Annotated in this window: 7 protein-coding genes; all 7 read left to right on the top strand. The window is 37.4% G+C overall.

Annotation, left to right across the window (positions count from 1 at the left end):
• Positions 1-144 precede the first annotated feature (144 nt).
• The 7 genes from C240_RS03500 (at position 145) to C240_RS03530 (ending at position 14,971) form a co-directional block, all read left to right on the top strand.
• Positions 145-1,710: a helix-turn-helix domain-containing protein gene (locus C240_RS03500; RefSeq protein ID WP_271491026.1), complete on the top strand. Its 1,566-nt coding sequence runs from the start codon at positions 145-147 to the stop codon at positions 1,708-1,710.
• Positions 1,711-1,796: 86 nt separating this feature from the next.
• Positions 1,797-7,604, top strand: coding sequence for a SpaA isopeptide-forming pilin-related protein (locus C240_RS03505; protein ID WP_271491029.1), 5,808 nt, complete (start codon positions 1,797-1,799; stop codon positions 7,602-7,604).
• A 143-nt stretch (positions 7,605-7,747) separates the two neighbouring features.
• Positions 7,748-9,709, top strand: a complete 1,962-nt coding sequence (locus C240_RS03510) for a SpaH/EbpB family LPXTG-anchored major pilin (protein ID WP_271491032.1) — start codon at positions 7,748-7,750, stop codon at positions 9,707-9,709.
• A 155-nt stretch (positions 9,710-9,864) separates the two neighbouring features.
• Positions 9,865-12,489 carry a hypothetical protein gene (locus tag C240_RS03515; protein WP_271491035.1) on the top strand — a complete coding sequence of 875 codons (2,625 nt, stop codon included), beginning with the start codon at positions 9,865-9,867 and terminating at the stop codon, positions 12,487-12,489.
• Positions 12,490-12,501: 12 nt separating this feature from the next.
• Positions 12,502-12,867, top strand: coding sequence for a hypothetical protein (locus tag C240_RS03520; protein ID WP_271491039.1), 366 nt, complete (start codon positions 12,502-12,504; stop codon positions 12,865-12,867).
• 64 nt (positions 12,868-12,931) lie between these two features.
• A complete protein-coding gene (locus C240_RS03525) occupies positions 12,932-13,732 on the top strand; it encodes a WxL domain-containing protein (protein ID WP_271491042.1) in 801 nt (266 codons plus the stop codon).
• Between the two features lie 96 nt (positions 13,733-13,828).
• Complete coding sequence (locus C240_RS03530) at positions 13,829-14,971, top strand: DUF916 and DUF3324 domain-containing protein (RefSeq protein ID WP_271491045.1); 1,143 nt, start codon at positions 13,829-13,831, stop codon at positions 14,969-14,971.
• The last annotated feature ends 25 nt before the right edge of the window (positions 14,972-14,996 follow it).

Consider the following 14,996-nt stretch of genomic DNA (forward strand, 5'->3'; position numbering starts at 1 on the left):
TAACATAACATACATTATACAAAGATAAAAAATAAATAAATTAACTTGTTGATGAAGAAAACTATATTGGTTTTTCAAAAGTAATAAGGATTGACAAGTTTAATAAGTCACAATTCATTATATAGAAAGAAAGGGAGATGAGCAATGAACATTGAACAATTTTTAGGCAAAAAACAACAATTAAAATATGCTTTACTAAAACAATTACTATCTGCTCCAGAGGGACGAATGTCGCAAGCTCAGCTGATGGAAGAACTAGAAACATCGTATGGCACCTTGGTTAACCTATTTAAAGAGACCACTCAAGATATAGTTACGGTTCAATTAAACGTCAAATTACAACTGACACAAGACCGAGCTCATGCACAAAAATACTACCAAATACACGTACATGATGTGACCGCGTTAGACTATCTATTGCTACATTATCTGAATGAATCTGCTCCATTTCTTTTATTAAAGGACGTGATTTTTGGTCAAAAGTTAACTATAGAAGAAACTGCAAAACAATACCATCTTTCTAAATCTACTTTGAGGCGAGTGATTGTGCTTTTGAATGAACAATTGGCAACATATAATGTTGTTCTTTCGATGAAAAAAAAGCTTCATTTAGAAGGGAATGAATGGGGAATTCGATTGTTTGCAGCTAATTTTCTCGCTCGGTCATACGGAAGCAAAGAATGGTTCTTTTCTTGCGTTAGCTTACAGGAGGTTCAGAATTATGCCTCAATGGTAGCTTCTCAATTTGTTTACACAGATAATCTAGTCAATGATATTTCAGCATTGTATTTAATTGCCGTTTCTTTTTCAAGAAAGAAACAAACGAAAGATCTGTTTTCAGAGAGTAAACAAAAAGAAAGTTTATACATAGAAGATACAGTAGATTTCCAACAATTTTTAGTTGAAGGAAGTCAATTTATATCGGAGAAAGAGCCTGAATTGAAAGAAAAAGAGCAAGTAACAAAGAATCAAGTTGTTTTCACTTTGTTATTGCTGAATAACAATCTGTCAATTGTTCAAAAAACACCCCATTTCTTTTATCAACTACCGATGCAAGATGAGTTTTCTTTGTTTAAACTGGGTATTGATTTATTGATGGAAATCGAACGAAAATTACCAACACCATTAACAATGGAAGAACACTTGAATTTAAGTTATCAATTTAGCTTGATTGCTTATCGGCAACTATTTTTAGAAAAGGTCTACTCGATTCATCAGTTATCAATACGAAAAGTAGATCAAGGCACTATACGTAAAATTTTTGAAACAGTTTCTAATTTTTTATACGAACATAGTCAATTAATCCCAGACCACCAACGACTTGTATTAAAAGAAGAATATACACAGATTTTACTCACACAAGTAAATTGGTTGCGGTACAAACCGATAATCCATATATATATCATGAGTAGCGGAAAGTCAGAATATCTATATGATGAAGTATTATTAGCAACTCCTCGATTGGTGTTCAATGTAAAAATAGATAAGACATTAAATGAACAAACAGATTTGGTGGTCAGTGATACTGGATTCACGAAAAATTTACTAGTGGGTTCCTTTTCAACTCCAATTTTTTATTGGAAGAGAGAATCATCTGAAAATACAGAACGATTTTACAAAGAATTGTCCCGTATCAGTAGGCGAAAATGGCAAGATATGTCAATAAATCGAACCTCGTCTGTAAAAACTATCGTACACAATGCAAACTAAAAATAATGGAGAAGTTGATATTGTTTCGTTTTAAAAAGAACAATTTTGTAAATAAAGATGATTAAAAAAGAGATAGGAGGAATATTATGCAATTAAACAAAAAGAAGCTGTTTATTTCAGTTCTGCTAGCTTTGTTAATAATTATAGGTGGAACTAAAGTATTTAGCGTAAAAGAGACATTATTAAAAGCAAAAGAAGATCCAAGAATTATTCAGCCACGAGCAACGTATAATGGTGACCAATATGTTGTTAATTCTGAATTAACAACGATTACCGGTACCCCAATTGTAAATGGGGACACAATGTACCTGCAGACACAGTATAAATTATATTATGAGTGGGAGCTTCCAGATAATACTTTTAATGAAGGAGACGTAATAGTCTTCAGCATTCCAGAAGAATTTAATATTTTAAGTGAACATACCTTCCCTGTATATGATTCCAATGGGGTTGCAATCGGAGAAGCGGAGGTTGTAAAGGGGGCAGATGGTTACGAAATTCAAATGACGATGACTCATCACATTGAAGAACACTCCAATGTAAAAGGGACTTTTGAACTTATCTTTGCTTTGGATAAGACATTTGTTAAGGATGGGAATAACACCATTCAAATACCTGGTGGAGATATTTCAGTAAGTGTCCCTAATCCCCCTGATACTGGCGGAGGAGGCGGAGGAGGCGGAGAAGGTGCTGGTCAAACTGGAGCCAACCAGAAAAAAGGAGACATAAGCATTGATCCTTCTGTTCCAGGAGGAAGGCTTATTGGATACAATATTGACCTTGGACGCGAAACTTTATTAGGGAAAGCTAATGATTTTGAGGATATTGAAAGTATTATTATTTCTGATAAACCATTTAATCAAGTTATATATCCAGATTACTATTTTGTAGACTATCCTATGCGAGAATCTGGTTTTTTTGAAGGGATTTCGTTTGAATATCCATATGTGAGTATAGATGATCCGAGACTTTCGCTAGCCAATGATATGACGTCTTTCGAGATTGATATTCTACCTACCGTTAAAACCTTCGAACAAAAGGCTAAGGACAACAATACAGAGTTTAGAGCATATGATTTACGTTATGCAACTCTACCAATAGATTCATCTGTTACTCAGGAACTAACTAATAATGCCACTATCAGAATTAAGTACAAACCAGAAACCGGATTTGATGATAATGTCTGGGTTTTAAGCGATGAAGTAGTTTGGAACGCAGGTTCTGGAACTGCAACTGGTGATAATGGTTGGGTGAGATTAATCAAACACGATTCTGAAGGAAATGAAACAGATCCTCAATATCGATTAACTGATGCAGAATTTGATCTTTATAAAAGAAGTGAAAATGGCGGACAAGATACAAAAGTAAACAAGATAGACTTAGTTACAGATGATGAGGGTGTAATTGAATATAAGGGATTAACTACAGGCCGATATTACTTTAAAGAAACGCAAGCGCCAATCGGCTATGAAGTTTCTTCGGCAGAGTATTCATTTGAAATTACTACAGATAATATGGGTGCTTTTATTGAAATAGCAGTTCCTGATGATCCAATTGGCACAGAGCCAGACTACAGCCTTGAAATTCAAAAAACAGATGATAATAGTAATGCATTATCAGGGGCTGATTTCCAATTAAAAGCAACAGATGGTTCAATGGATCAAACACTGTCTGTAGCTAGTGATGGAAAAGTGAAGTTTGACGAATTACTTCCTGAAGTAACATATGAATTAACAGAGGTTAAAGCACCAGATGGGTATCAAAAGAAAGAAGATACCTACACCATTATTATGAATCAAAATGGTGATTTAACGGTAAAAGAAGGATCAAAAACATTAGTTGAGGGGCAAGATTACAATTGGAACACTAATAATTTATCTTTGAGTTTTTCAGTTAAAAATACTCCAGAAATTGAAAAAGTAGGTTCAGTTGTTTTAATTAAACATGACTCTGAAGATGATACAACATTTTTAGAAGGTGCGAAATTCGATCTATATACAAAAAATGGCACACTTGTTGAAAAAGATTTGACAACAGATGGTGATGGAAAAATATCTGTGGAGAATTTACCATTAGGGGACTATTATTTTATTGAAACCCAAGCCCCAGACGGTTACGACATACCACATACACCTGATAATCGAGTAGATTTTTCGATAACAGAAGCAGATGCTGATGCAGAAAAAACTGTTGAAGTAAAAATGTCAAATGTGAAAACGGAGGATCTAGTAGGGAATGTAGAGCTTGTTAAATTCAATATAGAAAACACAACTGAAACATTAGCAGGTGCGACATTTGATCTTTATAGAGAAGGTGAGAATGAACCGATTCAGACTGATTTAACCACTGAATCAAATGGAAAATTAATTGTTACCGACCTACCATTGGGGGATTACTATTTTGTGGAAACCAAAGCCCCGGATGGCTACGATCTACCAGAAGGTAATGCCAACCTTTTTGAATTTTCAATTACAACAGAAGATGCGTCCGTAGGTGTCACAGTTAATGTACAAGCACCTAATGTAAAAGAAAATACACCAGTTGGTTCGGTCAGTTTGTATAAATATGATAGTAAGAATGAAAATTTAGGATTAGAGGGAGCAGAATTTTCTCTCTATAAAAAAGATGGTACATTGCTTCGAACAGAGTTAACAACTAATGATGACGGAATACTACTTGTTCCAGACTTACCTTTTGGTGAATACTATTTTGTGGAAACCAAGGCTCCAGACGGTTATTTCCTAAATGGTAGCGAGTATCCATTTGAGATCACAGAAGAATATGTTGAAGTACCTGTTGAGGTTCACGTGTCTAACATTAAAACACCACCTAGAGAATTGATATTAACTAAAACAGATGAAGAAACAGGAGAACCAATATCGGGTGTGGTCTTTATCATCCAAAATAGAAATACGTATTATAACGAATGGGGTCCAGTTGATACAGGGATTAATAAACAACCATTAGTGACAGATGAGGATGGACAAATCATTATTAATGATAGTACTTATCCTGGATTGATTGATCATATGATTGAATTAAATGACCAGTCGGATGTTAGTGGTATGCGATTTAGAGAGATCAGTACACCAGAGGGTTATACTGATCCGTATCCAACTAAATCTGGTCAGAAAGATAATGCAAACGATCTTTCTGCTAATGATTTTGCTAAAGATATTCCAATGGATACCTTAAAAGGGACACCTTTATCGGATGATCCAATTTATGTTGAATTAACAATGACAAATAAAAAAGAAAAAACAACAAGCAAAGTTATTCGTGTAGAAAAACGTGATAAGGCAACAGGGGCATTAATTACTGATGGTGAGGCAACATTTATTATTCAATCGTTACGTGAAGACGATCAGTGGTCAGCGTTCAGTGAGCAGCAATTCACCACACAAGATGGTGTCGCTGTGATCGATGATGAAGATCTGATTGATGAACTGCTAAGATACCAAGGCGAACCAAATGACCAAAAATATCGTTTCCGTGAAATCGAAGCACCTGAAGGCTATAAAGATCCACAAGCCCCAAGTCCATTATCAGCAAGAGAAGCAGTTGGCGGGATTGGCGATGAATTTTCAGAAGAATTTGAATTAGATGTAGTTAATGGGACAGATGTAGTGGTCGTAGTCGAAAATGAATCTGAAGAGGAACCGGGAGATCGGGCATTAACTCTAAAAAAAGAAGATGACTACATGGATACACCTTTATCCGGTGCGGAATTTGTCATTGAAAAATATGATGCTGGATCAGAAACATGGAATCAGGTTAATTCAAATACTTACACAACAAATAGAAGTGGTGTAATTGAATTAGATGAAGATGATATCAAGAGTTTTGGTACTGATTATCCAATTTATATCGCTTTTAAAGAAGTCACCCCTCCAAGCGGATATGAAATGCCTGCGAATCCGTATACTGAAACGATCACAATCACTGCGGATGGAGCAACACCTGATTATGTATTAAAAGAGAACCATGCGATTCCCAAAGATAGAGAAATGACCTTGAAAAAAGTCGATGGTTTTTCCAATATGCCATTAGGAGAAGCTGGTTTCCAAATCTATAAAGAAGATGAAAATGGGGAATATACGCTTTACGACGAGCTTCCGGGAATCTATTACACTGAATCAAATGGCGAGTACGTTTTTGATGAATATTATGAAATAAGATTCATGGAAAATGGAAACTATAAATTGAAAGAAGTTGTGCCACCAGAAGGCTACGAACTTCCGGATGATCCATTTACTGAAATGTTTACTGTCACTGATACCGGAGTGACACCAAATCGATTAGTGAAAAAAAACTATAAAGATAGTGACTTTATGTTGAAGAAAATCGATCAAAATGGTCAACCAGTTAAAGGCGCAAAATTTGACTTATACAAATATCCTGGACCAGGCGGAACAGGGACACCAGAAAATTATGGACATCCTACCTATGTAACGGATGAAGATGGAGAAATTATCATCGACCAAGATGATTTGAAGGAAATGGAAGACGGTGTGTATTTCTGGCGAGAAGTAGAAGCACCGGAAGGCTATGAAATTTTGGAAGAAGATACTGCGACGTTTACCATTCTAAATGGCAAATCAAATCCTTCCGTTATCCGTCATGTAAACCAATATGATGGACGTTTGCTTAAATTTTCTAAAGTTGATGACCGATATGGGTCTGGAAAGAATGAATATTGGACCGGATTGACAGGTGCTGTATTCGAGCTAGAAAAACAAAATGGAAATAACTGGGAAACTGTCAAAGATAAGGATGGAAAAACGGTTTCATTCACTACTGAAAGTATCTATGATGAGGATGGAGATCTAGATCAAGCAGGGGTGATTACTCTTAATGACCAAGATATTGAAAAATATGGACTAAGTAATGGAACATACCGTTTCCGAGAAGTTACACCTCCACCAGGATATGAATTGCCTGATGATCTATATACACCTACGTTTGAAATTAAAGATACGGCTATTACACCAGAAGAAATTGTGAAAACAAATAGTCGTTTATCTGACCGAGATCTGACACTGAAAAAGGTTGACGGTCGAGACCAAAGTTTAGGTTTAGCTGGCGCAAAATTTGAATTTGAATGGACATGGGGAGAACAAGCAGGAGAGACATACCATTATTGGACCACTTATAAAGAATGGAATCCTGCTACACAGAAAAATGAACCAGTAATTTTTGAAACAGATGAAAATGGAGAGTTTACACTTACAGAATCTCAGATATTTAGTATCTATGGTATAGGTGATGGGGATCATCGTAAAGGTCGTTTTAAAGAAGTAGAAGCGCCAGAAGGGTATCTAATGCCTGACGATGTTTATACAGAGATATTTGAGATCCGAGCTACTGAAATTGTAGATATGAATGGTCGACCTATAACTGAAATCAAGAAAGTCAACTATAAAGTTATTGATACCTACGAACTGGAATTGCTTAAGGTCAACGACAATGAAGTGCGTTTGGATGGTGCCGAGTTCACATTAGTTCCTACTGACGGATCAGGACAACCAGAAATTTCAACCGGTGATAAAGGAATCTTTAATTTCAAAGATCTAGAGCCAGATGTGGAATATACCTTAACTGAAACCAAAGCACCCGATGATTATTTCATCAATCAAACACCATATACCTTTATCTTACGAACCGATGAAGATCCAGATGGTATTTTAGAAGTTTACTACAATGGAAAACTGTTGGAAGAAGGCAAGGATTATGAATGGGATAATACTCTACTTAAACTAAGCTTGGTGATTATTAATCGGAAGTCCTCCATGCCAATTACTGGAAGTGTTGGAATTATTGGGTTACTGATTGCCGGAGCAACCGCGATTGGTGTGGCATATAATTTCCAATGGAAAAAGAAACGAATGAGCTAGTATCCAAGTATGGCTATCTTTTCCCTGTCTAGTTGACTTAACAGGGAAAAGTTCATCATGAAAAAAGTTACGCAGTACTTAAAAAGTACTTTGTATAGCAAAATCATTAGACATAAACTAAAAAAAGAAAGTAGGAGAAACGAATGAATAAGTCGAAACTGAAACATTTAGTATTAACACTTGCTTTAGCATTGCCTTTGATCTTGTCTTCAGTGACAGGATTTGTCCAGGCACAAGCCAAAGAAATGAATATTCAAGATTCAGGGAGTTTAACCATTCATAAATTATTAAACCCGAATTATCGTGAGCCAGGTACTGTGGGTGATGATGATGAGTTTCAAGGAGATGGAACCGCAACAGGTAATAATGTAAATGGCGGAGCTGCAATTAGCGGTCAGCCTTTAGCAGGTGTAGGTTTTACAATTGTTGGCCGACTAACAGATGCACAAGTTAGTGCGCTAGAAGACAGTAATGGTAACGTTACTCAAGCAGCGGCAGAAGATTTCATCGCTAATTTACCGGCTGGATTAGAGAAGCACGAGGGAACAACGAAGTCAGATGGAACGATTACATTCTCAAATCTACCTGTTAATACTAATGAACTAGACAACAACCGCTGGTTAGTGGTGGAAACAAGCAAACCGGATACGGTAGATAAAGCTGCGGTACCAGTAATTTTAAACGTACCAACAGGCACACCAGAAACAAGCACAAACAACTATAACTATGATGTCAATCTATACGTGAAGAACTATGCCTCAGGTGAACCAGAAATTGAAAAAGAAATTGACAAACCAACGCATAGTACAGGCGATCGCGTACAATATACACTAAAAATTACGGATCTACCCGATGATTTAGCCAACTACAACCGTTTAGAAGTCTATGATCCATTGGATGAGCGTTTGAGCTTATTAGGCGAAACACCACATGCGGAGTCTTTAGGAACAGCCACATTGAAGAGTAAAGACGGCACAGTGAAAAAAGAATTCAACTCATATATTACAGATGACCCATCAATCACAGCAGAAAATACACCAGCTGGAAATGATGTCCTAATCCGTACAGGTAAGACAAGTGAAGCTGGAAAAGATCAATATATTTACTGGGCGTTCACAGCGGAAGGAATCGCAAAATTAACCGATTTAGAACAAGGCGATTACATCGAGTTACCATTTGAAGTAATGGTTAACGAAAAAGCGAATTCAAATGTAGCCATTCCCAATGATGGTGAATTAGGTTTTGAAAACAAACCAGGAAATAACGGAACAAAACCCGTTGATCCAGAAAATCCTTATACACCAGGACCAGAAGATCCAAACTATGGACCAGGAAAACCAACAGAAGTTGTGAATACAATTTTTGGTAAAAAAGACTTTGTGAAAACAGATGCCGATACAAATGCGCCGTTACAAGGAGCAGAATTTATCGTCAAAGATACACCAAAACAACCGATCAATACAGTAGACGCAGATGGAAACAAAGTAGAATTACCAGCAGGTGAAGAAATTTATGCCGTCATCGAAAACGGGCGTGTGGTTCGTTGGACAGCAGATAAAAGCGAAGCAACACCAGTTATATCAGGAGCTGATGGTAAATTTACAGTAGACGGTTTAGCGTATACGAATGAAGTAAATTACAGCAAACAATACATTTTCGCGGTACAAGGACCATTATTAACAGGCGACGGTAGTGTCTACCAACCAGAAAAAACGGTGACACAAGAATATGTTTATGTAGCAGCAAGCCCGCGTACCTCAGCAACAACACAAGCACAGATCGATGCGGAAATCCAAGCAATTTTAGACGAGCATGACGATTGGGTATTCTACAAAGAATCAGAAACAAATCCAGCACAAATTGATTTTTTAGGGAATCAAATCCATGATTATTCATTGGAAGAAACGAAAGCACCAGATGGCTATGTTCCGTTGAAAAACGATATTGGATTTACAGTGCCAGGTGACGAAACAGAAATTAATGTACCAAATAAAAAAACACCAGGTATACCGATTACTGGTGGTATGGGAACGATTATTTTTCTAATTGCTGGTTTATTATTAATGGGTGGCGCGTATAAACTTCGTAAAGGAAAGAACGCGTAATAATCTAAATAAGATCATTTCTCGTCGTTTTGGCAAGAAAGAATAACGCCGGGATGCTTACGTTCAATCTATCTGGAAATAAGGTAGGTTGAGCGAAGCATTTTTTCATCAAAAAAATCTGAGAAAAATAGAAGTGAAAGGAGTGAACTCCTTAAATGAAACAGCGAAAAAAAATCCTTCTGGGAGCTAGTATTCTAGGAACAATTTGCTTAAGTATGCTTATGCAACAACCGAACACGAGAATCAAAGCAGAGGAAGATGAATCGATTTCAAGGCTAGCAAAAACAACTGAAGAGACACTTATTTCTTCGGTGGAAGTAGAAGGCGATGTTCAGAAGACTTCAACAAATAATATAACAGCTGAAAAAAATTTTTTGAAAGATGAAACAGCTATTCAGCCTCTCGCAGATAATTTCTTGAAAAATCCTGTTTTTGCTCGAGGGCAAAATAGTAGTGGACAAACGATCATTGCAGACTGGAGTCTTTATATGCAAAATATGAATGTTTCAGGTGCTCTTAAGGATGTAGTTATTGGTACCACTCCAATGGGGTTTCAAAATAATTACAACCAATTAATTGGAAAAGATGGAGGAGGTAGTGGATTTGGTAGTGTAGGTTTGTATAAAGAAAATACAGGTAAACTAGAAGCGGATTTAACTGGTGGAGATACAGGTGTTACGTTGCTTGTTGGGCAAACGATTACCACTATTCCTGGAAAAGAATATACATTTTCTGCGGATACTTGGAGTAGTACAACAAGTAAACGAGCAATTAGTATCTATAACGGAACGGCTGTTTCAGGACCAAGCGGTATAGCTAATGATGTGACATTGCAAGGAGATCAAAAAATTTCGGCTAGTTTTGTTGCTAAAAGTACCCAAACAACAATGAGTGTCCGTTTGTATGCTGGTGTGAACCAAAATGTACGTGCAAATATAGGGAATTTAGAAATCAGTGAACAAGATCCTTGGATTCCGGAATATAGTAAATGGTTGGATTCGACAACAAATGCTATTCCAAAAAGTAATACTTTTTTATTAAGAGAAATGGAAGACACAGAAATTGTTGAGGCTAATGGATTAAGCGTAGATCCAGAAGACTCTAATAAGTATATTTATGATTCCGATGAAGCAAATGTTCCTCGTAGTATTAAATTTAAAAATGTTGGTTACTACAATGGTGAAAGTATTAGTACAAAAATAACATTGACACCTAACTATGATCCTAGCAACACATACAACTCTATTGGTGTAAAAGGTAACTCTTTTTTGACCATATATTCACAGGCTCCAGTTGGGTCAAAGACAGATATAAAATTTGAGTTTTTTGACAAAGAGAATCAGCCTATAGCTATTTCGGGTTATTGGAACTTTTCTAATTTAAATACATTAAAATCAATTTCGCTTCCAACTGAACAGATAGAACATGTTTATTCGGTGGATCGTCAGTATGATCCGCCAATAGGGATAAATTATACAATTGATAACAAAGATTTGATTTTATCAGGACAAGTTAGTGGTACCTCTTCAACTTCAGCTGATAGACAATTAACAGTAACATATACTGATAAAACAGAATTCTCTTATACGTTTATTAATAGGTCAAGTGGAGGGATATACGCTTCATACCCAACTACCCCATTGGTGAAAGTGGCAATCCCAGATCCACAAGGTATTGAACAAAAAATTACAGAAATTACACCAGCAAATGAAACGGAACTTAATTACCAGTTTGTACAACAAATTCCGTATGAAACTCCAGCAAACAGTGATCAACAAATGATGTGGCAATTGACATCTCCTGTAGCAAACGAGGTCCTTGGCCAAGGAGAGTGGCGGGTGACTGATGAGGCAGGTGTAGATCGAACAAATTTATTCACATTTAATGTAGATAGTTTAGGAAATGGAACAGTGACACCTGTGGATATTAAAGACGCAGAGTTGTATAACCATTACTACTTGTTTGAACGGAACCTTCTATTTTCTGGAAAAGAAGTAGTGGAGAAGACTTTAATAGATAAAGACAATGGTCGCTATCTTGATTATAAGGGAAATGTAGCGTTAACGGTTGACCAGCTACCTCCGATTACAACGGACTTTACTACGAGTATCAACTTTGCTTCTACAATTGACTATCAGTATCTCCTGACAGGGACACAAATACCTGTACCAGGATCTGAGAACCAATCAAGTATAGAGATGGGATTGATTACACATAACTACCCTATACGAACAGCGCCAATAATAGAGGATTATCAAAATGTTTCTCAAGTACCAGAAAATATAGCAACTGAAAAAGTACATTATACCAAAAAAAATGTCACGTTTAATTATGAGTTTGTTCCGGGAAATATAGGTATTAATGTGCCGGAAATCATGGCGTTTAAAGAGACTAATATATCTGTAACTAAACAAACTAAATCGTTGCGCGAAGATCCTGATTGGGCAATTAAAGTGACAGATAAACGGGCGAATTCCTTGAGAAATCAATGGCAATTAACCGCGCGACTTAATGAGCCGTTTACCAATAAAAAAGATCAAACATTGGATTCAGTCCTGAAATTTAAAGCGGCTGCGGATAAACCAACGTACACCTTGGATGCTGTAAATAGCGTACCAATCTATCAAAGTGAAGGTACGCCTGATAAAGTGATAGATCAAGAAATTCGCTGGAGCGCAGATACCGGCTTCTATTTAGATTTTGACGCCTTTGGGTTTTATCCAACCGGAGATTACACGTCAGTCATTGAATTTAGTCTAGAATCTGTTCCAACATCATAGGAGGTAGAGACAATGAAAAAACAGAAAAAGGCCTTACTTATTTTGTTCACTGCCTTCATCCTATGCATGATTGGTGGACAGACAGTTCAAGCAGAAGGAACAGCTAGTAACAGCAGTAAAGCAGGCATTACCTTGAAAATCAAAGAAGAACCACCTACGACGAGTGAACCAGCTCCTGAGCCAACAACACCTTCCGACCCGGTAAAGGAGCTGCCAAATGTTCCAATAGAAGACAGTACACCAAGCGGAAAAGGGATTGTTAATGGTTTAAAGCTCTTACCAAGTATGGGTGAACTCACAAGCAATGGCTGGTGGCTTGGGTTAGGATTACTTTTGATTATCGGAGTTGCTTACCAAGTTCACCACCGTCGAAAATAACACCAGTTTTATCGGCCAGTCATGGCTGTTATCTTACAATAAAATAGTAGAGGAGAAATTAGTTATGAAAACAACCACATTACTTACTATGACAGGAATAATCAGTTTAACGGCAATTGCCCTAAGTGGGGTTAGCGCACAAGCAGTAACAGCGACAACGGCTCAAGGAGATTCAGAAGGAACCGTGACATTGAAGAAAACTGTTTTACCAGGAGGAAGCGCAGAAGTAGTGGATCCAGGAACGGTGAAACCTGCCCCAGTCGCACCTGTGACACCACCCGAAGTAAAAGCAGAGGTTGGAGACGATACAGCTTCAATGGTCTACTATCCAGATTTCGAATTTGGGGAGCATACCTACCAAATCACGAAAGCGGCAACGTATGATGCGATTGCTCCAGTGTTTAAACAAGAAAATAATACGGATAAAGTTATGCCGAACTTTGTGCAGGTGAACAATAGCCCTGAATCTGTTACATGGAAAGTGAGTGTTTCAGCGACAGAGTTCGTTGCAGCTGGTGCTTCAGGAAGTGTGTTAGCTGGTGCTCAAATGAAACTAAACAATGTAATGGTCAATAATCAATTAGGGAATGCGGCGACAACACCTGCCGCAACTTATACCTTAACGCCAGGAAACAGTGTGACAGTTGGAAACTATACGAAACCAGAGGATGATACGTATAATGCCTTAAGTATCAACTCGATTGTGTTTGGCTCAACGTCTACGACACCAACAGGGGAAGCAGATGAAAGTGGCGATGAAGTGACGTACAATACAGGAGTCCAATTAAGTGTTCCTTCAGGAATGTCTATCCAAAATACGACGTACACCTCTGATTTAGAGTGGACAATGGAATCAACGATTTAAGATAACTAAACGATAGTAGGTATAGGAGATCGTTCAGTGAACGGTCTCTTGCTTCTATAAAAGAAAAACTTTTTTAACCGTGAAAAGAGGGGAAAAATGGTGAAGAAAAAAAGATACTGGGGATTATTTTTTATCCTTGTATTTGTCGGATTAGTGTCAGGCGCTAGTCGAGTGAGCGCTGGAGAATTAGATTTTACGGTTACTCCTATATTTCCAGAAAACCAACAAAACAAAGCATTAGGTTATTTTGATTTACGAATGAAACCAAACCAAAAACAATTCATTGAAGTGGAGATAAACAATACATCAGATCGTGCCATCACGGTAGAAATGCATGCGACGACGGCGGTGACGAATTTGAATGGAGTTATTGAATATAAAGATTTAGAGCCTACATTGGATACCAGCTTGACTTATCCTTTCCAAACTGTCGCTGAACTACCAGAGTCGGTTGATCTAAAGGGGAACGAAACGAAGAAAGTCACAATTGAATTGACGATGCCGGAAGAAGAATACAACGGTATGATTCTAGGCGGTCTGTACTTTAAGGAACAAGGGAAAAAAGAAACAGAATTATCTGATCAAAAAGGAATGGGTGTTCGTAATGTCTTTTCTTATGTGGTGGGGGTTAAATTAACGGAAACAGATCTGACATTTCAACCAGATCTAAAACTATTAGAAGCACGTGGGGGACAAGTTAATTATCATAATGCGTTTGAAGCCCAATTACAAAATCCCGAAGCAGTAGAAATGAATGATCTAACAGTCACCGCACAAGTAATGAAACAAGGGAGTTCAACGATATTATATGAAGAAACCAGAGAAGGGCTGCGCATGGCGCCAAACTCTAATTTCTATTATCCGGTCCCATTGAACGGTGGTGCGTTTCAATCAGGAACATACGATATGTTGGTTAAAGCCCATACACCAGAACAAGAGTGGGAGCTAAAAACATCCTTTGAGATTACTGCAGATCAAGCCAAACAAATCAATGAGGCATCGGTGGAAGACATAGAGTATGGCCCACCGTACTGGTTATGGATTAGTATCGGTGCAGGAATCATCCTAGTCGTAATTGTGTTCGGCGTGTTATGGTACCGATACCGAGTGAAGCAAATAAGAGAACAGTTAGCGTCCCAACTGAACAGACACAAAGGCCCAATTCAAGGGGGAAATCATAAAAAACAGGGGGCAGCTGCTACAGGAACGAAGAAAAAATCGTTGAAAAAAGATCGTTGATTGTACCCAAAGTTATGACAGGGGA

The sequence above is a fragment of the Enterococcus sp. 5H genome (genome assembly GCF_028128615.1).
In the GTDB taxonomy this organism is placed as follows: domain Bacteria; phylum Bacillota; class Bacilli; order Lactobacillales; family Enterococcaceae; genus Enterococcus_L.

Excerpts from the sequence above, each read along its gene's own strand:
- C240_RS03505 (WP_271491029.1), top strand. The coding sequence starts at position 1,797 with ATGCAATTAAACAAAAAGAAGCTGTTTATTTCAGTTCTGCTAGCTTTG.
- C240_RS03510 (WP_271491032.1), top strand. The coding sequence starts at position 7,748 with ATGAATAAGTCGAAACTGAAACATTTAGTATTAACACTTGCTTTAGCA.
- C240_RS03500 (WP_271491026.1), top strand. The coding sequence starts at position 145 with ATGAACATTGAACAATTTTTAGGCAAAAAACAACAATTAAAATATGCT.
- C240_RS03530 (WP_271491045.1), top strand. The coding sequence starts at position 13,829 with ATGGTGAAGAAAAAAAGATACTGGGGATTATTTTTTATCCTTGTATTT.
- C240_RS03525 (WP_271491042.1), top strand. The coding sequence starts at position 12,932 with ATGAAAACAACCACATTACTTACTATGACAGGAATAATCAGTTTAACG.
- C240_RS03520 (WP_271491039.1), top strand. The coding sequence starts at position 12,502 with ATGAAAAAACAGAAAAAGGCCTTACTTATTTTGTTCACTGCCTTCATC.
- C240_RS03515 (WP_271491035.1), top strand. The coding sequence starts at position 9,865 with ATGAAACAGCGAAAAAAAATCCTTCTGGGAGCTAGTATTCTAGGAACA.